Origin of the sequence: Bradyrhizobium sp. 159 (genome assembly GCF_023073795.1) — a bacterium.
Taxonomy (GTDB): Bacteria; Pseudomonadota; Alphaproteobacteria; order Rhizobiales; family Xanthobacteraceae; genus Bradyrhizobium.
Window position 1 is genome coordinate 1 of the sequence record NZ_JADPKE010000067.1, and the last position, 21,375, is coordinate 21,375.

Annotated in this window: 18 protein-coding genes; 8 read left to right on the forward strand and 10 right to left on the reverse strand. The window is 58.8% G+C overall.

What is annotated here, in order from left to right; translation table 11 throughout:
- Positions 1-456: 456 nt before the first annotated feature.
- The gene (locus tag IVA96_RS18370; protein WP_247418517.1) at positions 457-1,083 is read right to left on the reverse strand and encodes an FMN-binding negative transcriptional regulator; all 627 of its coding nucleotides are present in this window, start codon (positions 1,081-1,083) and stop codon (positions 457-459) included.
- 1,399 nt (positions 1,084-2,482) lie between these two features.
- Between IVA96_RS18370 and IVA96_RS18375 the strand changes: the two genes are divergently transcribed.
- Both IVA96_RS18375 and IVA96_RS18380 read left to right on the forward strand, forming a co-directional pair.
- On the forward strand, positions 2,483-3,037 hold the full coding sequence (locus tag IVA96_RS18375) for a hypothetical protein (RefSeq protein WP_247333140.1): 555 nt from the start codon (positions 2,483-2,485) through the stop codon (positions 3,035-3,037).
- A 702-nt stretch (positions 3,038-3,739) separates the two neighbouring features.
- The gene (locus tag IVA96_RS18380; RefSeq protein WP_247333277.1) at positions 3,740-4,669 is read left to right on the forward strand and encodes a TauD/TfdA family dioxygenase; all 930 of its coding nucleotides are present in this window, start codon (positions 3,740-3,742) and stop codon (positions 4,667-4,669) included.
- Positions 4,670-5,449: 780 nt separating this feature from the next.
- Here IVA96_RS18380 and IVA96_RS18385 read toward each other — a convergent pair.
- Both IVA96_RS18385 and IVA96_RS18390 read right to left on the reverse strand, forming a co-directional pair.
- Complete coding sequence (locus IVA96_RS18385; RefSeq protein ID WP_247418518.1) at positions 5,450-7,003, reverse strand: carbohydrate porin; 1,554 nt, start codon at positions 7,001-7,003, stop codon at positions 5,450-5,452.
- Positions 7,004-7,252: 249 nt separating this feature from the next.
- Positions 7,253-7,396, reverse strand: coding sequence for a hypothetical protein (locus IVA96_RS18390; RefSeq protein ID WP_247333138.1), 144 nt, complete (start codon positions 7,394-7,396; stop codon positions 7,253-7,255).
- A gap of 975 nt (positions 7,397-8,371) precedes the next feature.
- On the opposite strand from IVA96_RS18390, the gene IVA96_RS18395 reads away from it, so the two are divergent.
- Positions 8,372-9,805 (forward strand): IS4 family transposase, encoded by a 1,434-nt coding sequence (locus IVA96_RS18395; RefSeq protein ID WP_247418519.1) that lies wholly within the window; start codon positions 8,372-8,374, stop codon positions 9,803-9,805.
- A 391-nt stretch (positions 9,806-10,196) separates the two neighbouring features.
- On the opposite strand, the gene hemN is transcribed toward IVA96_RS18395, so the two are convergent.
- From hemN to IVA96_RS18410, 3 genes are all read right to left on the reverse strand, one after another.
- Positions 10,197-11,531, reverse strand: a complete 1,335-nt coding sequence (gene hemN, locus IVA96_RS18400) for an oxygen-independent coproporphyrinogen III oxidase (protein WP_247418520.1) — start codon at positions 11,529-11,531, stop codon at positions 10,197-10,199.
- 336 nt (positions 11,532-11,867) lie between these two features.
- Positions 11,868-12,164: a hypothetical protein gene (locus IVA96_RS18405; protein WP_247418521.1), complete on the reverse strand. Its 297-nt coding sequence runs from the start codon at positions 12,162-12,164 to the stop codon at positions 11,868-11,870.
- 505 nt (positions 12,165-12,669) lie between these two features.
- Complete coding sequence (locus IVA96_RS18410; protein WP_247418522.1) at positions 12,670-12,996, reverse strand: GcrA family cell cycle regulator; 327 nt, start codon at positions 12,994-12,996, stop codon at positions 12,670-12,672.
- Between the two features lie 560 nt (positions 12,997-13,556).
- Between IVA96_RS18410 and IVA96_RS18415 the strand changes: the two genes are divergently transcribed.
- Both IVA96_RS18415 and IVA96_RS18420 read left to right on the forward strand, forming a co-directional pair.
- Positions 13,557-14,795 (forward strand): cytochrome P450, encoded by a 1,239-nt coding sequence (locus IVA96_RS18415; protein ID WP_247418523.1) that lies wholly within the window; start codon positions 13,557-13,559, stop codon positions 14,793-14,795.
- 600 nt (positions 14,796-15,395) lie between these two features.
- Positions 15,396-15,866 carry an EAL domain-containing protein gene (locus IVA96_RS18420; RefSeq protein WP_247418524.1) on the forward strand — a complete coding sequence of 157 codons (471 nt, stop codon included), beginning with the start codon at positions 15,396-15,398 and terminating at the stop codon, positions 15,864-15,866.
- A gap of 456 nt (positions 15,867-16,322) precedes the next feature.
- Here the strand turns inward: IVA96_RS18420 and IVA96_RS18425 are convergent, their stop codons facing one another.
- From IVA96_RS18425 to fixL, 4 genes are all read right to left on the reverse strand, one after another.
- Positions 16,323-17,021, reverse strand: a complete 699-nt coding sequence (locus tag IVA96_RS18425; RefSeq protein WP_247302468.1) for a helix-turn-helix domain-containing protein — start codon at positions 17,019-17,021, stop codon at positions 16,323-16,325.
- A 103-nt stretch (positions 17,022-17,124) separates the two neighbouring features.
- Complete coding sequence (locus IVA96_RS18430) at positions 17,125-17,544, reverse strand: response regulator (protein WP_247278990.1); 420 nt, start codon at positions 17,542-17,544, stop codon at positions 17,125-17,127.
- A gap of 44 nt (positions 17,545-17,588) precedes the next feature.
- Complete coding sequence (gene fixJ / locus IVA96_RS18435; RefSeq protein ID WP_247342243.1) at positions 17,589-18,206, reverse strand: response regulator FixJ; 618 nt, start codon at positions 18,204-18,206, stop codon at positions 17,589-17,591.
- Between the two features lie 3 nt (positions 18,207-18,209).
- Positions 18,210-19,727 (reverse strand): sensor protein FixL, encoded by a 1,518-nt coding sequence (fixL, locus tag IVA96_RS18440; protein WP_247418525.1) that lies wholly within the window; start codon positions 19,725-19,727, stop codon positions 18,210-18,212.
- A 188-nt stretch (positions 19,728-19,915) separates the two neighbouring features.
- Between fixL and IVA96_RS18445 the strand changes: the two genes are divergently transcribed.
- From IVA96_RS18445 to IVA96_RS18455, 3 genes are read left to right on the forward strand one after another with little or no spacing between them, the layout of a single operon-like run.
- Positions 19,916-20,260 (forward strand): hypothetical protein, encoded by a 345-nt coding sequence (locus IVA96_RS18445; protein ID WP_247278987.1) that lies wholly within the window; start codon positions 19,916-19,918, stop codon positions 20,258-20,260.
- Positions 20,261-20,308: 48 nt separating this feature from the next.
- Entirely contained in the window at positions 20,309-20,821 is a 513-nt protein-coding gene (locus IVA96_RS18450) for a universal stress protein (RefSeq protein ID WP_247418526.1), read from the forward strand.
- Complete coding sequence (locus tag IVA96_RS18455) at positions 20,782-21,207, forward strand: CBS domain-containing protein (RefSeq protein ID WP_247418527.1); 426 nt, start codon at positions 20,782-20,784, stop codon at positions 21,205-21,207. Before IVA96_RS18450 ends, IVA96_RS18455 begins: the two co-directional genes overlap by 40 nt.
- Positions 21,208-21,375: the final 168 nt, after the last annotated feature.

The window sequence follows — 21,375 nt, forward strand, 5'->3', positions numbered from 1 at the left end:
TCGATCTTGAACTCGCGACTGAACTTCCGTCTCTTCATCGCCCACCTCCGGCTTCATGAAACACCTAATCCTGGTGTCCATCAAACCGGCAGCAGCTCAATCAGATTCAAGACGCTTTGACTGCTTCCTGCAAGTCTCTTGAGACTTGCAGGGCGTCAATCCGATCTCAATGCAGAGCATTCCTGTCATGCGCCGCCGAAGCAGGCCCCGGATTACAACCGGTGTACCGCTCTTCTTCTCCGGAGTTGGCTTGGGGCCTCGCGCCGCTGCTGCCGCTCGCAATAGCTGACGCGCAAGCGATGGCGTCGTGTATGGTTTTTCTGTGCTCTGTAAAAGCGCCTGAGGCGAGCAGGAACCGACCGCCGCCGGCGCATCGCTGCGCAGAAGGAGAGCAGTCGAGGATATGGAGAAAATCCAGGTGATACCGCGTCGTTCACAATACGTCGTGCGAGTTCGTCATCCTTTCGCAATGAGGTGAGCCACACGACGGTCGTCGTCACGGTCGCTCTTCGATAACCCTTCGATGACGCCGGCGCGATCCGCCGCGTTGCGGTTCTGGCTCATCTTCCGCGTGCCATCGAGCCGTGTAATTTGCAATCGCAGACCGACAATCCCCTTAAGCTCCGTTTTGATGAAATCGGCAGGGGCGTCAGAAACCGCCCAGCGATCTTTGCCCGAGCGCTCATGCACATCGGTCAGCCGCGTGACCACCGTTCGCAGCCGATCGGCATCATCGAAGAATTCGACCGGCCCGTACGCATGCACAGCGACATAGTTCCACGTCGGTACGGCCTCGCCTCTCTCGTGCTTGGTCACGTACCAGGAGGGGCTGACATAGGCCTCCGCTCCAGCGAAAATGGCCATCGCCTCGCCAGTCGGTGTCAGCTTCCACTGCGGATTCGCACGCGCCACGTGGGCGTAAATCGTGCCCATGGAGCCTTCGCGCTCGTCGAGTACTACGGGCAGCATCGTTCCAACAAGCCCTTCGTGAGTAGCGGTGATCAGTGTCGCCGAGCGTGCCTGGCGCATCGTCCGATGAACGTCGGTGATATCGACAACTTGGAAGGAGGGCGGCGTGTACATCGACGAAGCTCCCCGGCAGCCCGAGGGAAAGCCGGGCGACTCATGATTCGGACTGGGGTACACCTCATGCTGGATCATAAAAACGATCAGTTTTGGTGGGTGGTTTCATTCCTCCGCGCGCGCTAGGCCCTGGGGGCAGCAAACCTATGATGCGTCAAAGGTGCAGGTGCACATCGGAGGGTGCGTTTGCACGCTGGTCAGCCGTTGCCTTCTATGCGCCCGCTTGCAGACGAATTCGGCTCTTCGTGCCGATGACTGCAGCACATGAGCAGCTTCACCTTAGGGCTGTGAGTGGGGACGACCAGAATTGCGGCTGAGCCCTGCCGCATCAGCTCGAAGCGCCGCGAGTCGCAGGTTGGCGGTGACTGGCTGTGCTAGATCCGCCCCTGGCACTGGACAGACAATCAAAAACAAGGAAATCGTAGCCATTCCGGCGGCGTGATGATTGCCGGTCATGAAATCGATAGGAGGCGTCCGTCCGTGTGATGTGTCTGGCACGCGACATACGGGGCCAATCTGGCCCATCTATATCGCAGAAGAAGGGGCCTGACATCCGACGTGCAATCCAGGAAGACGAGGATCCCAGCCGCGCCGCCTATCTGTTTCCCGCGGATGCGAATTATCATGCATCACGCGTTCTGGTGCTGGTCGAAAATGCCGAAGAGCTCAAGCGCCTCCCGCCGGTCCAGCAAAACGTCAAGAGCGACGGCCCATCCTCCCAGGCCAGACGTGTTGCGCGCTACAGTATTCCGCTGACGGGGCCTCGAAGCATCGACCGCTGCTTTCATCGGCCGTGATTGGCTCTATGGCTACCCAGATCCATCACAGCTGGCGCGCAGCCTGCGGCTGCACACTTCGGCTGTTGCGTAGCATGGTTCCGATCTTCCGATCCTGCCTTATTGAGGACGATCTGATCGCGTTAACGCCGCATGCTGATGGCCTATTCCAGTTCAGCATTTCAGTTCGAGAGTTCAAGTCCTCGTGCGGATTTTCCGGGTAAGAGAGAGCATATGCCTATGAAGGACACGATGAGCACATCAAGCGGTCGTTGCGCGTGCTCGGTGGACTTGCTGTCGTCGTCGGCGTCTCTTCCGTGCTCGGATCGAACAATGTGCGATCGGAAGCCCTCAAGGGCTTTGGCTCTGCAGCGACGGGCGGCCTTGGAGGCGAGGTAGTTCAGGTCAGATCAACCAAAGCTCTGAAGTATGTGTCGTTCGTACAGCTACGGGCACTGCAATGACAATAGTCCGCGCGAGATCCAGGTAGCCGGAAAGGTACGGAAGGGAAAGGCGAGGGGCAGGGTTGCCAATACGGCCGTGCTTGTTCGGCACCTTACAAGAGTGAGTCCCTTCTCCTTATAGACGGCAACGATGCGCATTGCGATGGCAAGGAGAAGACATTGGTCGGCTTCGACAGGGCCGGCAAGCGCCCGCTGGAGATTGGCTCAAACAAGACGGTGATCGGCGTTGGCCTGAGCGCTACAATCAAAGGGAAGGGGCTACGCCTAAATGGGGTCAGCAACGTCGTTATTCGCAACCTGACCATCAGTGATATCAATCAAGGCGTGATATTTGCCGGCGATGCTATTGCAATTGCACGAGCCGACCTGGTTAGGATCGATCACAACCGATTTCACAATATCGGGCGGCAGATGATTGCCGGCGGTTTTGGCCCTACGACGAATATTACGATTCCTGGAACGACTTCGATGGCAGCGATACCTATTCCTCCTATTGTAACGGGGAGCACCATTGGAATCTCCTGTTTCTTGGTGTCCCGCAGACGATCACCATCGCAAATAACTATTTCCATGAGATCTCAGGGCGGGCGCCGCACATTGACGGAGCGCAGGCTATTATTCATCTCCTTAGCAATTACTTCCGCAACACGAATGCGCAACAGAGCGGCGGATTCTTCCATGCAGTGGATGCTGGACCATCTGTGCAAGTACTGATCGAGGGCAACTACTTTGACAACATTGAAACACCTATCAAGACTGGTAGTGGACATATCTTTGGCTTGTTGAGCAAACCGAGCCGGACCGTGCAGAACATCTGCCTCGCCGTGCTCGGGCGTCTGTGCATCGAGAACATCGCGATCCCAGTGCCGCGGATCAATGGCTTTCGCCTCAGCCGTAGTTCATCGTTTGGAGCTCTTCCAAGGTCATCTATTCCTCTTCCATTTCCAGCCGATGATGTTTCGGCAGTGATCACGGCCAGGGCAGGTCCCGGACACCTTGAGAGCCGGTGACGGCCCGTTCGCAGAGGCGGCTCGAGACTGGCCGACTTCCGCAAACTGTTGAGCGGAGGGCGCATACTGGACGAGAACAGCACGCACAGCTGGCTGCCCGACGTTGCACGAGGACCGTATGGCCTTTCTCTTCGGGTGCCGAGCGGTACATTTCTTGTCGATTATGTGCCCTATGCCTTTCGCCGCCAACCCGGGTGGCGTTGGCAAGAGGGTGGAGGTGGCATCGAGTTCCTGGCAAACTGTTTGACTCGAATCCGATCCTGTACCTGACGGACGTTCACAGCTCCGTTTTCCGACTGGCATGGTGCTTGCTCGAGAGTACCCGTAGCGCGAGGCTCGCCTTCGAAACCGAGTCACACGCGCCCTTGTCCGCTTGAAGAATCTGCAAAGCTTGGAAAAATTCGCAATGAAACAAACGGCTTCGACCGAGAGTGTCATTCCACTGACCGACGTCGTCAAGCGCGCACCGCGCATCGGTGTTGAAATCAGAAATATCACGCTCTCGGGTGATTTACCGAGCCAAACTATCGCTGGGATCAACAGCTTGCTGCTCGAACACAAGGTGATCTTCTTCCGTGATCAGGGGCATCTTGATGACGCGGAGCAGGAGCGCTTTGCTGCTTGTTTGGGAAGGCTGGTGCCGCATCCGACACTCGGTACGATCAATGGAACGACCTCGATCATCGAGCTTGATTCCGCGCGCGGAGGTAGCCGGGCTGATGTATGGCACGCCGATGGAACCTTTCTCGCGGCGTATCCTAGACTTGCGGTGCTGCGAGCCATTGTGGTCCCATCGTCCGGTGGCGATACGATTTGGTCAAACGCTGTGGCCGCCTATCTGGATCTGCCGCGGCCGCTCCAACGGCTTGCCGACGAACTCTGGACCGTTCACAGCAACGCCTTCGACTACGCCGGGACCTGCCGTGTTCGCGAAATCGACCAGAAGCATTTTGATGAGGTCTTTACCAAAACGATCTATGAGACGGAGCACCCGGTGGTCCGTGTACATCCCGAGACCAGCGAGCGCGCGCTGGTGCTCGGCGATCTGGTGCAAAGGTTTATTGATATCCCAAAACGCGACGGTCAGAAGCTGTTTGATCTATTCCAGTCTCATATCACGGCACCCGAAAACACCGTACGTTGGAGCTGGAAAGAAGGCGATGTCGCGATCTGGGATAACCGCGCAACGCAGCATTATGCGGTCAACGATTACGGTGACCAGCATCGCGTCGTTCATCGTGCCACAATCGATGGTGACGCGCCCGTCAGCGTCGACGGTCGATGCAGTGTAACGCGCCTCAAGACGACGAAGCACCCGTCCACGAAGGTTGCCTAGCAAGGCTCGGCAAATTCACCGATAATGCACTGCTCTTATCGCATGTTCGCGCGAATAGATGTTTGAGAAGAGAAGGAACCCAGCAGAACGCCACGCGCAATTGGATGGGAGGGCTAACGCGCCGCAGACTCGGGAGGCGACCTCCTTGCTGGAGTAAGATGCTAAAGCTCGTCTCGACCGGCGAAAATGAGTCAGCATTCGAGTGGCGGCAAGTCATCCGGCCGCGTCCGGTCGATTTGCCGCCGAAGGGGGGCACGTGTCCGCCGACCTCGCGCATCGCCTTTCGGCCAGCGCCACGACCGTCGGACAGATATAGCGATTGCCGTAGTTGGGTAGCTTTGGCACCTGTGTCGCGGTTCCGCTTACCACACCTCTTCGGCGTGAACTAAGCTCCGAGGGCACGATTTCGGCTTGTCATGGCAGAGTACGAGCTCGGACGCGAGTCTGACGAACTGCACCAGCAATCATCCAAAAGCAATGTCGCTGCCGCAAGCTCAGCACTCAATTGAACAAATGAGCATCGAAGATCATTCCGCGGCCGGAGGGTATAGCTCTTGCGCAAGTACGATGTCGGCCTATCGCTCGTAGACCGAAGCAGCAGGCTCTAACCTACCATTCCCAACAGCATGCTACGTTGGATATCACGGCTCAATCTACGGGGTACCCGGCTTCGCGTCAGGAGCACAGCGGATACCAAAATCGCCGTGATGGGTGGCCCACACCGTTGAAAAGGGCGAGTGGGGATATCGACTACATGACGGTCCGCGCAGTCCTGAGAGCCTAGAAGAATACCGACGTAGATACCAATATATTCAGGGCGTGTCCTGTTTGCGGCGTGTAGGTAATGCTTGTCGGGTGATTGATGTACGTCAGTCCTACGGTTGTATATATCCCGGGCGCCAGATGCGCCGTATACAGTCCCGAAATTGCTGTGCTGTCCCGGTGCGCCAGCTGCTCTTTCGCCAATGCAGCGTCCACCGCGAAATGGCTCCAGATGGTGTTGTTGACAACAAGACTCATCTGATCAGTGGGCCGGCTGTCAAACAGGCCCTTCGCATACAGGCGAAGCTCGTAGTACTGACTAGCCCTATTTAGGTCAGGCGGAGCGTACATCGCAGAGAACCCGCCATAGATTCCGCGAGATGCCGAGCCATGGACGGCAGACTGCCAGAATTGCCTATCCGCAGCTACATAGTAGACGCTGTTCGCCTTGGCTGTCGGTTGCGTCGGATGCTGTAGGTCCGTGTAGCTGCTGTTGTTAAAGCCCGCGCCAGCCCGCAGCCAAGTCTCGGGTACCCCGGGAGCAGGCTTGTTCTTATAGCAAACTTCATCAAGTAAAAGAATGCCCGCGTCGCGCGTGCTCCAGTTCAAGCCAGTGGGATTTTCGCTTACATGCGTATATTGACCGGCTGGACTAAGCGAGCGCTGGATTGAGAGCTTGTTATATAAGCGATCGTCAAAATTGTACTTCAGATTAAAAGCCGGCGTTGGCGCCCAATTGTTGCTCATGCCTGCTTGGAACAGCATCTTCGACGAGGGTCCAAAAACTTTTTCTCCGGCACCCGCAAACTCATGTTGGTTCCTGAGGTAACCCACTTTGAGTTCGATCTTCCTTTCGAAGAACGTTTGATAGTAGGAAACTGCATTAATTCCCAGTCGGTCTGGCCCGGCGCTCTTCCATGTCCAATATTGATGCTCGGCTCCCACGACGATCTGACCGTCGGGAATTCCAAACCGAGCGAGGTCATAGGTCACGATCATAGAGTTGACCGTACTAAATGTCGGATTCTGGCCGACATATTGTTGATTGGCGATGGTGCCTCTGGTCGCATTACCGAGTTGATTGTTGACAAACGTGTTTAGGGTCCAGCCGGCGAATCCAATCCCGAGATCCGAAAGCTCGGATCTGACAGAAGCTGTATCCTGATCTATGGTGTCCGCAGGACCAGGCCCAGTGAACGCCGCACCTTTTTCGCGGAGCTTCTCGAATTTTGCGAATGGGTCAATCTGCTTTTGACTTCTGCTCTTGCCGGTGACCTCCGCACTGTCGCGCGTTGTGGTAGACCTAGCTGCTTTTGGCAGCGAGTTCCCAGAAAGGCGCGCTGCTCCTTTGGGCCGGCCGCTTCGGAAGGTTACAGCCGGATTCGAGATTGTTTGGCTTCTTGCTTCGGCGAGCTCATCGGGGCTGTGACTTCTAGGGCCAGAGATATCACCAGGTTCTGCCTCCGCCGAACTGCAGGCGAGACTAGCTATCAGGGAAAGGAGAATACGCCCTCTTGACTTCGCACTTGGTCGAGAGATGAAAGCAACTTCGCCAGCCGAGTATGTCCGCATGGATACTGGCGCTATACCGCAACAATGCATCGTGATTTCCACGTCCGTCGATTTGAATAAGGTGCACGTCCATCTGACGGTCTAGACCGGTTCGGGATCCTAGTGCTCAAGGCGGACTAGGTGACGCTTGAGGCCAGGCGGCATCTCTATGCCAACGAGACCCGCTCAGCCTTCCGCGCTATCACCACTGCTGGCGCAGCTTGGCCAACGTGGTGGTACCCAGCGCGACGCAACCCAGCCGCTCGATCGCTAATCGAGTGCAAGCATCTGCTGCACCGTGTCGAGACGGGGTGTGGCCTGCTCGATGTGACGTTCGCTGGCAAGAGATTGGCGGCCAGCGCCGGAGCCCAGGGATTCTCGCGACAAATCCGCTGCCACGAGGATGTTCTTCAACAGAGAGCCGCGCTAGCTGAGCTCGCATAAGAACACGCCGGACCCTAGAAACGCCCGCAGCTCGGTCCATGGGATGAAGCACAGGCGGGCAGAAGGGGCTAACATCTTTTGACGCCCGTAAGCTCGCTGAGGCCGGCACGAGGCCTTGATTGGCTCTCATGGGAAGATGGAGAGCGCGATTGGAGGCGTTTTGATAGCTGCGGGACCAGACAGAACATCCATCAGCTCGATTGGAGTTACCGGATCTATATCGCATCGCGACTTCGTCCTTGATGTGGCCCGAGCGAGTTTCACCGGCACTGACTGGCATGTGTCCGTCATCTCCATCAATTGCTAGGTTTGGTAGGTTGACCGGGCGCGGGACGTCGGCCTCGCTGTGCGAATCTGTCGTGCCGCTCGGCGCGAGACCGTCCCGGCGTCAGGGACGAACTCCGGTATGGCAGCATCGAGGGGTGCCATTCGGGAAGGTCGCTTCGATTGCGGTTGCGCGAGGCTCTTACGGGAAACTTGTTTCGATCCCGCGGGATCCGGTTCTAACTGTGGTGCTCGATTATCGTTGGCGCCGTGTCGCGCCGGCGCCGGTCCTTTTGTGCTCTTTGGTCTAGCTCATCGCGTCGACCAGCTGCTGCTCTGGATTGCACGCAGCGATCCGTAGCGATTCCGGTCGAGCGGCGACCATGCACATCAATAGGATCCGTCGTGCATCACCACGAAGCGCTCCTCTTTGCTGGGAGTTCGTATCCAGCGTAGACCGCAGGCTGATTGCGGTATCCCGGGCTGCCAGCGCTTGAGGAGGTCGAAACATCCTCGTACATCCGGACGAGCTCGATCAGGTTTTCGATACCGAAGTCGCTGACTTTCAATTACCCACATTTGACGCCGGATTTGAACGCCGCGCCGCAGGCGAAATCTTGAATCGGAAGAATCTGTTGTGATTCGTTGTTGAGCACCTGATTCGGAGGCGTGGGGTGCTCGATGGGCTTGGTGAAGGAACGCGCGGAGGCGCGTGCTCAGCGATTGACGACCGGTATTGAGACGTGGGTTGATCGGGAAGCTGCGGGATGCGAGTTTAAGGATGAGCGGCTTGGCCGCCGGTTCTGCAAACTGCTCGCCCAAATCGGGAGCGACATGGGACAAAGCATCCCGCTGGTTTGTCAGGACTGGGCCAACACGAAGGCCGCCTATCGCTTCTTCTCCAACGCACGGGTCAACGAGGCGGATATTCTTTGCGGTCATTTCGAGGCGACGCGCGGGCGCGTAACGGCGACGAAGGGACCGATCCTCGTTCTCCATGACACGACGGAATTCAGCTTCAAGCGCGAGAAGCCGGATTTGATTGGCTTTACGCGCAAGACGGCAGGGCGCACACAGTGCGGCATCCTGATGCATTCGAGCCTCGCCGTGACGACCGAGGGGCTTCCGCTCGGACTGGCGGCAATTAAGTTTTGGACGCGCAAGAAGTTCAAGGGGACGACGGCGCTGAAGCGGAAGATCAATCCGACGCGTGTTCCGATCGAGCAGAAGGAGAGTATCCGCTGGCTGGAGAATTTACGGCAATCGACCGACCTTCTCGCTACCCCTGGACGATGCGTTCATATTGGTGATCGCGAGAGCGATATCTATGAGCTGTTTTGCCTGGCCGAGGAGGTTGGAACACACTTCTTGGTACGAACCTGTGTTGATCGGCTTGCCGGGGACGGCAATCATACAATTGCCGACGAAATGGACGAGGTTACGGTCAAAGGCCTACATCGGATCAAGGTCAAGGACGACAAAGGCGATCCGGATGAAGCGCTTCTCGAAATTCGTTTCCGCAAGCTTCGAATTCTGCCGCCGATCGGTAAGCAGAAGAAATATCCCGCACTCACTCTGACCGTGATCCATGCTCAAGAGCGGGGAACGCCGAAGCGGCGAAAGAAAATCGAGTGGAAGCTCCTCACCGATCTCTCGGTCCAATCGCGCAAGGACGCCGTCGAGAAGATCGAATGGTACGCGTTGAGGTGGAAGATCGAAGTCTTCCATAAGGTCCTCAAATCAGGCTGCAAGGCCGAGGACTCGAAATTGCGAACCGCTGAGCGTCTGGTCAATCTGATCGCTGTTTTTTGCATTGTAAGTTGGCGCGTCTTCTGGATGACGATGCTCAATCGTTCCTCGCCGAATGCCCTACCGCAGATGGCGCTGACAGATCCCGAACTCAGGCTTCTCGATCATTTGGTGAAAGACAGGGGTGGCGATCGCCCTCGACGAAGCACGCTCTCGCACTATGTCGTCAAGATCGCGCGGCTCGGAGGATATTTGGCCCGAGCCAACGATCCGCCTCCAGGAAATACCGTGATCTGGCGCGGACTATCGCGGCTGACTGACATCGAACTGGGAGCCGCGATCGAGGCAAAGATTATGGGTAATTGAAAGAGTCGCTGAACGCCTACATCTCATCTTCTCCGACGCGGTAGACCCAAATGAAGCGATCGCCATTTTGTTGGCGACGTCCCGCAGCCAGTCGTCGTCCTGGTCGAGGTCCGCGGCCACACGGGCAATGGTGGTGATGTGATGAACTTTGTCGGTCACGCCGCTTGAGCGGACTGCGTTGCAGTCGGGGGCGTCCAATTCCCGGCAGCAACTCGCCTAGCTGACTTCGCGGCTAGGGCCGGGCCGGCTCTCGTCGCACAGCTGCGCACGGCGTCCTTTACGAATTTGGCGCTGTACGTGAGTGCACCAGGTGAGCGAAACTCGTTACCCGGGCTTCTGGGCGCGTAACGGAAGGTAATGCATTCATACGATCAGCGCTCCTTGGCTGGCCTTAACAGAGCGGCGCGCCGAGATAAGCATCGAATGCGGCGGCCACAGCGCGAGTTAGAAAACGATGCTCCTGCCTCACGCGGATGAATCCCTTGTCCACCTCCACGATCCCATCCTCGGCGAGCATTGCCAAGCGTTCGGGTGAACCGAGGAACGGGACCGGGTCAAATCCATGAGCAATGCAAATTGCCGGCACGTCGACCTCGAAATCGCACATCAGCCGCTCGATGATTGCGGCCCGGACGCGGTCTTCGAGGCTGAGACAGTAGCCCTTTGACGTCGCCAGACGGCCGGCTTTGATTTGGCCGCTGTAAGAACCCGCTGCAACTTCATTCTGGACGTAACCATCGCCAACTCGGCCGATGGCCGACGGGCCGAAACCGATGACTTTATGGCAGGTGTCGGCCGAGTAACCCAGTGAGTTCCGCCGCAGGCGACCGGCTTTCTGCGCCAGCGCGAGCTCATCGTCCGGCAAGGCGAAATGGTCAAGTCCGATTTGGCGGTAGCCCGCAGCAATCAGTGTATTGGCCATTGCCGCGGCCTGTTCTGCACGGGCAGGGCTGTCTGGCAGCGCTGCCTCGTCGATCAGGCGCTGATTCTTCTTAAAGGAAGGAACGTGCGCGTAGCCGAATACCGCAAGCCGGTCTGGTCGCATGGCCACCGCCGTAGTCGCGGTCTGAACGCAGGACTGCACCGTCTGATTTGGCAGACCGTAGATGAGGTCGAAGTTGATGCGCATTACTCCATGCTGCCGCAGCATTTCGACAGCGCGCTCTGTTTGTGCCTCACTCTGAACGCGGTTAATGGCCTTTTGAACAATTGGATCGAAGCTCTGGACGCCCAGGCTCGCGCGGTTCACGCCGGCAGCCGCTAACGCTTCGGATGTGGCGAGCGTGAACGTGCGCGGGTCGATCTCAACAGCGATGGCGGCCGTTTTCGAAACCGCAAAGCGGCGGCGCAGAAGTTCCATCAGTGCCCCGAACTGCGCGGGCTCGATGAGGGTCGGCGTTCCACCGCCGAAGTGCACGTCGCTCACAGGCAGCCGTTGCGGCACCTGCGCCGCGACCAACTCGATCTCCTTACGAAGAACCGCCAAATATTCTCGGATGGGTGAATCCCGGCGAGTGATGCTTCGAGCGAAGCCGCAATACCAGCAAATCGATCGACAGAACGGAACGTGGAAATAGAGCGACACGGACTCATTAACCGGCAGGCGCTGCAGCCATTTCTCAGAGGCTTCGGCGCCGACCACCGTGGAGAACTGGGCTACAGTTGGATAGATGGTGTACCAAGGAAGGCGAGCATCGCAATACTTTTCCAGGACCGAGGTCTGCAACGATTGTTATCCTATGTTTACGAAGTTTGTGGTCGCAAGCGGAGTCTTTTGCATTCCTTTTTGCCGACAGTAGTCCGGAATATCGCTAGACAATTGGAAGCTTGCGTGACGGCCGATCCGCTGACGAAACGCGGTGTGGGATAGCAAGCCGTTCCTCTCGAAGACAGAGAACAACTGCTGCAGGCGAGATACTCGAATCAACACGGCCACGGCGAGGCCCCAGATTCAACTCCGCTTCGCTAATCTCCGACCTTCGCCAACGAGACATCCACCGGGGCCGTTGACGCTGCTAGAGCTCGAACTGCTCCACGAACTGACTCGTGCGAGGTCCATCGATCAAAATTGATACGTCGCCTCGCAATGTTCATCAACTGACAAGGTTTGGTAGTTGACTTCTGCCTGGCGTATTCCCCATTTACCCAGGGATCCTGCGCCGGCTCGGGACATCCCGGTACGTAGTCGAACTTCACCAATGCGAGGATCGTCGGTGTCGCGCGGCGCCACGGCTGTTGGCGTGAGTGTGTTCTCGCAGTTGGTATGGAAAAAGTAATGAGCCGGGTAGGCGAGCGAGAAGTGATCGATGCAATTGAACAGCCGTTTCAGACTTGCCACCGGTTTTGCACAGATCGTCAAGGCACCTATGGTGGGTGGTGGTCGTCTTCGTGTGTCTGGGCACTGCAGGAGTCTATTTTGACCGACGTCAGACAATATCTCGAGAGCTCGGCGGTCCGTGAAGTTGCTCCAAGGCTGAGCTTGTCACCGATGCCGGGGCGGTACCTGTCGGAGGTTCCATCGGGACAGGCTCACGGTCAAGCGGCTTCACCCGAGCTCGTGTACTTCGTCGGGCACGGCGTGTGCAGAAACTTCCAAACACGGCGCAAACCAGGACGTCGGGCGCTTCCCCGAAGACGCATAACCGAAAACAGGCTCAAGAACCAGAACGCATTCTTCTTCTAATTCAGTGCATCCAGCCTCTTGAGATTGGATGACTTGACCTACGATCGAGCCTCCGCCGCGAACATTCTACTCGACGCCACTGTTCGTCCCATAGCCACAAAGCGCGCAAACCAACAAGCAAATCGTCCGGATGGACCAAGTACGGCGCATAGCCCGGGAGATCGCGGCGCGCCTGATAGTTCTACGCGGTATTCCTGACTGCCTCAGCTAGCATCGCGTAAAGCTGCCGCTTGCTCATTTCCTGAGGCTGGCTATCTAGCGCCTTTTGCGACAGCTTCGTTCCGACGCAATCGCGACCAGCCGCCATCGCCGTCGGCCCTCGCTTCGGGGCGGGTCTAATCTTGGGTTTTGCTGTTGGTGGCTTGTGACCTCGAGTGAGGCCCAACCGAGCTAGCCTGCCGCAAACTGCGTTGCGACTGCACTCGAGATGACGCGCGATCTGCGCGGCACTCTGTCCCGCGGCCCAGAGCTTTTCCAGCTGTGCCAATTCTCTTTTATTCCAGCGCATGGACGCTACTTTAGTGCCAGTTGTGACGTCAGGTTAGTTTACTCTTCGTCCGGCTCGCGCACGATCGCCGGTTTGGTCTCCTGTTCATTCATTCTACGAAAGCCCGCATCGCGAGTGAAGGAAAAACGAGTGTCCTTGGCAAACCGCGCTCTCTTCTTAGTCCCTACCGTGATTAGGGTCCCATCTGCTCGCGCAATATAAGTAGTCGAGTGGCAACCGGGCGTGCCGCTGGGTGCCATCGCGGCGAGTGCTTGCGTCCTGATGTTGACTACCACAAAAGCGAGTTCGCGCGCCTCCCCAATCTTGATAGGGGAGCTTCGCTCGCCTTTCCACTATCTTTATCGACGGGGGCCGAACCAAGTTCCCAAGTAACTTAGGCCGTAAGATAATTTCAGAGTTCTGACGATTGTGCGAGCTCTCGCGAAGCCCAGCCATGGACATGCGTCACACATTGTTACTGGAGGGCCCAGCTCGTTGTGTTTCGACCGAGCTTCCATGCGAGTGCAAATAGCGCATGAGCCGAGCTTTCAAAATTGCACGCCAATGTCCGCGAGACAATCATGACAGACTTATCGGCAGAGAACGCTTGCGAGGAGGCTGACATCCCGCTGAGCCGCCTTGATGTAAGCGAGCCCAAGCGCTTTGAAGATGATACCGTTTGGCCTTGTTTCGAGCGGCTGCGAAGGGAAGATCCCGTCCATTATTGCGAAGACAGCCCGTACGGTCCATATTGGTCGATAACAAAATACCGCGACATCGTAGCCGTGGATTCAAATCACACAATATTCTCGTCAGAGCGAAGCGTCACAATTGTGGACCCGCCGCAGAAGTATTGGACTCCCAGTTTTATTAAGATGAGTCCTCCTGTCCATGCTCAGCAGCGTAAGACTGTCAGTCCGATCGCAGCATCGGAGAACCTGGCGAAGCTTGAAGGCTTGATCCGCTCGCGGGTTCAGAAGATCTTGGACGGTTTGCCGCGCAATGATACCTTCAACTGGGTCGATAGAGTCTCCATCGAGTTGACGACCCAAATGCTGGCCACGCTGTTCGACTTTCCATTTCAAGATCGACGGCTGCTGACCTACTGGTCGGACGTAGCCGCCTTGAGTCCACAAATGGGCCACCAGATCGACAGCTGGGAAAAGCGAAAGGCGGTGCTGTCCGAGTGCTTGGACTATTTCACACGGCTTTGGAGCGAACGGGCAAAATCCGAGCCGCGCGCTGACCTAATCTCTATGATGGCGCATTCACCGGCGACCCGAAACATGGAGCCATGTGAGTTCCTGGGCAACCTCATTCTGCTGATTGTTGGAGGTAACGATACTACGCGCAACTCAATTACCGGTGGCGTCTTGTTCATGAGTCAAAATCCGTCCCAACTGCGAAAACTCCGCGATGATGCTTCGCTAGTGCCGGGGGCGGTATCCGAGATTATACGATACCAAACGCCTATCGCGCATATGCGCCGGACCGCTGTGGACGATTTCACGATAGGGCACAAGCAAATCAGGCGAGGCGATAAAGTTGTGATGTGGTACATCTCTGGCAACCGAGACGACGACGTTATTGCTAGCCCCAACAGCTTCATCATCGATCGAGAACATGTACGGCAACATCTCTCTTTTGGCTTTGGGATTCATCGTTGCATGGGTAGGCATCTTGCAGAGCTGCAGCTGAAAATCCTGTGGCAGGAGATGCTGAAGCGATCTCTGGAGGTAAAGGTGGTCGGCGAACCGGAGCGAGTTCAATCCAATTTTGTGCACGGTTATTCCGCACTGCCGGTGCAGATTCCAGGTTAGTCTCGGTTGCGAGCGACATTCAACACTGGTCATATCGTGCAGAACCAGTTAGGACCTCGTGGAGACCAGTTGTCTAGGTAAGTTCACCGGGGTTGCCTTGCGGGCTTCTGGGTGTTTTGACGATTGCCGGCAGGGCCACAGCGTCGCTATCCCGCCGAAGACCTTGGCCGGGCGGTTGCGATATTCATCGCGCCACCCCCTGGTACCACCTCCGACGGCCTCGCTTTCTGTGTCCTGGTTGTGCTCCGCCGAGCGGCCCTCTCGCCTTGTTCTGGGCGAAACGCTCGCTCGCGTTCGCCTTGGAGGGATGGTGAGCGGATCGGCTCTCTCCGAGAAGCCCCAAGTGACGGACCGATCCGTAATGGCTTTGTTTCCATGGGCGATCGCCTGCCGGAACTTTCCGCCCCGGTCGCTTGGCTTCAAAAAGCGCGTCCCACCCGACAGTTCTGTCATGCGATATCCCCTCGACATGCCTGAGCGGGCAAGGCCTTTTTGGCGGTAGGCTGATCGCGCTTAAGCGGCGTGAGCGGCGCTCTGAGGCTGTTCGATTGCCCAGATTGACGACCGGGTGCTGATGGAAGCTTGCCGTGAGGCCGCGTCGTGGAACCGACTCTTGAGATCGCCGTCAACGTCTCGGCCGCGCAATTCCGCAGGGAGAACCTCGATGCGCAAGTCCGAAAGGCGCTGGGCGAAAGCGGGCTGTCGCTGGCCGGCCTCGAGCTCGAGATCACCGAAGGCGTGCTGATCGAGGATGTCTTGCGCGCGAAGAAGACGATGCAATCGCTCAAGAGCTTCGGCATCCTGATCGCGCTGGACGACTTCGGGACCGGGTATTCCTCGTTGTCCTACCATCGAGGCCTTCCCTCTCGACTGGATCAAGATCTATCGGGCATTCGTTGGCTCGCTTGGACAGAACGAGCGATCGTTGGCCATCGTTCGCGCTGTCATCGGCTCGCTCAGGGACTTGGCGTGCCGGTGCTTGCTGAAGGGATCGAAACGAAGGTCCAAATGTCGCTCCTTGTCCAGGCGCGCTCTGATGAGATGCAAGGCTACTTGATCGGACCCCCGTAGCGTCTTGCGGCGGAAAGTCGGTCCAAGCCGAGGGTCCCATCTCTCGTCCAGTCGGCCTTGTAGGGGAGATTGCGGCGGGCTCGACAAAGCTGTCTTCAGGATTCGGCATTGAAGGACCCGGACTGAGAACCAGACCAGCGTCACTGGTGCGAGAGCTGCCAGCAGGCCCAGTACCGCGAAAATCAGGATGATCTAGAGGACGTCAACATCCGCGCCGCATTCGCCTGCGCGCACCGTAACGTCAGGCCGGCTGCTAGGCCACAACCTGATGGGAGAGGTCGAACCGGTTTGGTCGTTTTGGGCTTCAACTCCGCCGCAGCAGTTGGCACACGTTTTGGCAACTCTGATCCTCTTGGCCGGAAACGCAGCCCGCGGCTTGATTGCGGCAAGAAAGGCCCGCCGAAATGCGTTCGGCGGGCCAAGTCGGAGAGGAGAAACGCGGCCGGGTGAAAGCGATCAGGCATCGAGATTGTGCAGGCGCTGGCGGTTGCGCAGTACGATCTGGCGGGCGCCGGAGAAGCCGAGTATGCGCTTTGCGTGAAGCTGCGAGAGCGCGCGCGACACGGTCTCGAGCGTGAGGCCGAGATAGTCGCCGATATCGCGCCGACACATCGGCAGTGCCATCATGCCGGCGACGGCGAGGCGGCGATCCATTTCGAGCAGGAAGGTTGCAACACGCTCCATCGCCGTCTTGCGCCCCAGCAGCAACATGTGATCTTCGGCGTGACGCAGCTCGCCCGCCGTCATGACCCAGAGCTTGCGCGCGACCTGTACGTCGGTGCTGGCGGACCTTTCGAGGCTGGCTCGCTCCACGAGGCGTACGCTGGTAGCGATAATCGCTTCGGCCGCAAGGCGATGCGTCTGGCCGGGTTCGAGGCCGAACACGTCACCGGGAAGATGGAACGCGCCGATCTGACGGCGGCCGTCGGAGAGCAGCTTGTAGCTGCGCACCGCGCCGGAGACGACCTGATAGACATATTCGGCGGGCTCATCCCCGCCATAGATCTCCTCGTCCTTGCGATAAGAGAACTCGGTGGCAACGAGGCCGGCATGTCCGGCGATCGCGCCGAATTGTTCGGAAACGGAACGCGCGGGAGCGATCTTACCGCCGATTTGCGTCTTAATCGCCTGGGTCTTGAGCGTCTGGGTCAGCATCTGCGCCATCTCCGTTGTGATGGTGCATTGGTACGCGGGATCGCGCGATCCGGAAATTTCGAGCGATATCTTAAGGAGGTTTACCTACGGAGAATCCCGTAGGTCAGTGGCCGCGCCTGTCCTGGATGGCGTGGCGGATGCATTTCGCCAGGTTTTCATCGAGGAGCGGCTTCAAAATCACGTCCGTGATCCCTGCCGCCGCTGCTTTTACCGAGATATTTCCGTCGGGATAGCCGGTGATCAGGATCACGGGCCTGTCGGCGTCGGATTGGCGCAGCCGCCAGGCCAACTCGATGCCATTGATGTCAGGCATCTTGTAGTCGATCACGTAGCAGTCCGCGCCGGGCGGGGTCGTCGCATTGAGCAGCGCCGGAGCGCTCCTGAAGGTCCGCACGGCAAAGCCCTCGGTTTCCAGCAGGAAGCGCAGGGATCCCAGCACAGCGGCATCGTCGTCGACCACGTAGACGGTGGGCTTTGCCGATGCGCCTGGGGGCCGCTGATGGGGCGAGCCGATCTCGATCATGCCTGCGTGGCTACCACAGGCCCGCACACGTGCCTTGACCTGCCTCAATCCTTCAGCATGCCGGCGCGCATCGCCAGCCGGACCAGTTCCGAGAGGCTGTTGGCCTGCATCTTGGTCATCACATTGGCCCGGTAGACCTCGATCGTGCGCGGGCTGATGTCGTATTCGCGGGCGATCAGCTTATTGGAGAGACCTGCGATCAGCCCCTCCATGATCTGGTGCTCGCGCGGGCTCAACGAGGCCACACGGGCGGCCATATCCTGCGCGATAGCCTCGTTCTTGGCGACCGGTTCGGCCCGGCGGATCGCGGCCTCGATCATGGTGACGAGGCGGTCGTCCTCGAACGGCTTTTCCAGGAAGTCGACCGCACCAAGCTTCATCGCTTCGACTGCGAGCGGCACGTCGCCGTGACCGGTCATGATCACGATCGGGAACGGACTGTGCTGCGCCTTCATGCACTTGAGAAGCTCGATTCCGTCAACGCCCGGCATGCGGATGTCCGAGACTACGCAGCCGAAGGCGAGGCCGGGCAGGGCGCCGAGGAAGCCTTGCGCATTGTCGAATAGGGTGACGCCGAAGCCGCAGGAATCCAGCAGGAAGTTCAGCGAGTCCCGCATCGCCTCGTCGTCGTCGATGACGTAGACATGTCCCTTGGTTGTCATGAATCAGTTCTCGTCGGCTGCCGGGAGGGTGAAGCGGAATGTTGCGCCACCCGATGCGTTGCTCTCGGCCCACATGCGGCCGCCGTGAGCCTCGATGATGGAGCGGCTGATGGACAGTCCCACGCCCATGCCGGTCTCCTTGGTGGTGAAGAAGGTCTGAAACAGGTTTGAAATGACATCGCGCTGGAAGCCGGACCCGCTGTCGGACACCTCCACTTCGATCACATCATCGGCGATGCGGCTGTTGGCAATAACGAGCTCGCGCCGCGGCGACTGCGCCATCGCTTCCAGCGCATTGCGAAACAGATTGACCAGGACTTGCTGGATCTGCACCCGGTCGGCGAGGACGAGATCGGCGTCCGGATCGAGATTGAAGCGGAGCTGCACGTTCTGCTCGCGGGCGCCGGCAAGCCCAAGCGCGCCGGCTTCCTCGATCAGCTTGGACAGGCTCTCGACCCGCTTCTCGGACTCGCCGCGAGACACGAAGTCGCGTAAGCGCCGGATGATCTGGCCGGCGCGCAACGCCTGTTCGGCGGCGCGGTCCAGCGCGCTTTCGATCTTCCGTGTGTTCGGATCGCTGCTGCCGGCGAGCAGCCGTCGCGAGCCCTTCATATAATTGCTGATCGCCGCCAGCGGCTGGTTGAGCTCGTGGGCGAGCGCAGAGGCCATCTCGCCCATCGCGGTCAGCCGCGAGACATGGACGAGCTCGGACTGCAATTCCTGGAGCCGCGCCTGGGTCTGTTGATGCTCGGTGAGGTCGCGGATGAATCCGGTGAAATAAGGCTCGGCGCCCGCCTGCATCTCGCCGATCGCCAGATGCATCGGAAAGGTGGTTCCGTCGCGGCGCTTGCCTGTCACGATACGCCCGATGCCGATGATATGCGGATCTCCGGTGGTGCGGTAGCGCGCGATGTAGCCGTCGTGGCGGGTGCAGTCGGGCTCAGGCATCAGGATGCTGACGTTCTGGCCGATGGCCTCCTGCTCGGGCCAGCCGAACAGGCGCTCGGCCGCCGTGCTGAAGAGCTCGATGATGCCGTGGCCGTCGATGACGATCATTGCATCGGGAATGGTCTGGAGGATCGACTGGAGGTGAGTCTCGCGGGTGCGCAGTGCCTCCTCAACCTGTTTCTCCTCGTTGACGTCGAGAAAGATGCCGCTGAGATGGCGGGCGGCACCGGCGTCGTCCCGGATGAGACCTGCCCGGGCGCGAATCCAGCGCCCCAGGCCTGAGGCATTGGCAACTCTGAAGGATACGTCGAAGCCGCCGCCGTGGTCGACGACATGCTCGATCGCGCTCTCCAGGCGCGCGCGGTCCGCGGGACCGAGGCGCGAGAGAAGGAGTTCATAGCTCGCCGGTTGATTCCGTTCGATGCCGAGCAGCATTCTCGCGGTTTCCGACCACTCCAGGTCGCGCGTCCTGAGATCGAGATCCCAGGTGCCGACGCCAAAGCCTTCGATCCGGACGCCGAAATGCTCGCCGCGAGCGTCCTCTGGCGGATGCGTTACGCGGCTCAGCGACAAGCTATTGCTCCCATTCTCCCGCGGCGGGGTCCCGTGGCGGCAATTTCGCCCAAGGCCGGACCGGAGGCAAGTTCGGATGTCTGATCGGCGGATTTCTCCCAACTGGGCGCCGAAAATTGATCTACCTCATCCTGCCTTGCGTCGGCGCGGCTAGATTTCCACAGCAACGTACTGCCCGGAGGCTCCCGATGACATATCCGACCGTGGTGGTCAGCCTGGCGCTCGATCAGCCCAACGAGGCGCGTCTTCAGGTCGCGGGCGAACTCGCCGAGCGGTTCGAGGCGACCATTGTCGGCGTTGCCGCGGCGCAGTTCGCTCCGCCCCTCTATTTCGCAGATGGCGCCGAGGCCCTAGGGCTGATCGATCGGGAGCAGGCTTCCGTCAGGAACGCCTTGCCGAGCTGGAGGCGCAATCCGCGCCGCGACGAAGGCGCGCGGCGGACACTCGGAATGGCGCAGCGCCCTGGATTTTCTCAGGCGGTTTGTCCTGGCGCAGGTGCGGTGCGCCGACATCGTCGTCAGCGGCGGATATAGCCCGCTTTCTCCGATGCCTTTTCGCTTGCAAGCCTGAAGGATCTGGTAATGCAGGCTGGCCGGCCGCTCCTGATGGTAACCGACGGAGTCAACTGGCTCGATCTGCGTAGCGTGCTCATAGTCTGGAAGGACACGCCCGAGGCACGGCGGGCGGTTGTCGATGCATTGCCGAGGCTGCGCAACGCGAAGGACATAACCATCGTCGAGCTTCCGGAATACGCTGGCGACGGCTCGGCCGCGATGGGGCGCGTCACGGACGTTGCCACATGGCTCGCTCGCCACGGCCTCGCTGCGATCGCGCGCATCCCGGAAGCCGCGAGAAACCAAACCGCCGCCGCGCCATTAGAGAAGATCGCCTATAACATCGGCGCCGGCTTGATCGTCGCCGGCGCCTACGGTCATTCGTGCTTCCGCGAGCTGATCCTCGGCGGCGCCACGCATCATCTGATGACGCAATCGGCCCCGCTTGTTGCTGTCGCACTGACGGCCGGCGAACCCAGACCAATCCAGGAGGACGCGCCGTGTACAAGTCTCTTGAACAGACCGTCGGCGGCTACATGACACGCAACGTACGGACGGCTCAGTGCGATCTCGACCTGCTCGAACTCAGCGAGATGTTCGAGCGCGACGATTTCAACTCCTATCCAGTCGAGGATGACGGGCAGGTGGTCGGCATCGTCACCAAATTCGACATCCTGAAGTGTTTCGCCTTCACGCCGAGCCAGATGCTGCCGCGCTATCCCGACCTGATGAGCCGCAAGATCGGCGACGTCATGACGCCCGAGTTCATCTATGTCAGCCCCGACACAACGCTGACGCGCGTGCTCCAGATCATGGTCGAGCATCGCATCAGGAGCATCATCGTGCTCGACGGCGCAAGGAAGCTGGTCGGCATCATCGCCCGCGAGGACGTCATCGCGGCGCTCAAGGCCACCGCGCGGGACTGATCCCGCGATTTCAAGCTCCGTGGTTTCCGGAGGCAATGCTTCGCGGTGTGCGCCGTGCCGTGCGCAAGCAATTGATACTACTCCCTGATCCGCCTCGGTCTCACATCAATGGAAATCCAGCTAGCTTGATTTCAATCAATTCCCCGCGAGGGTGAATGTGGTTTCTGG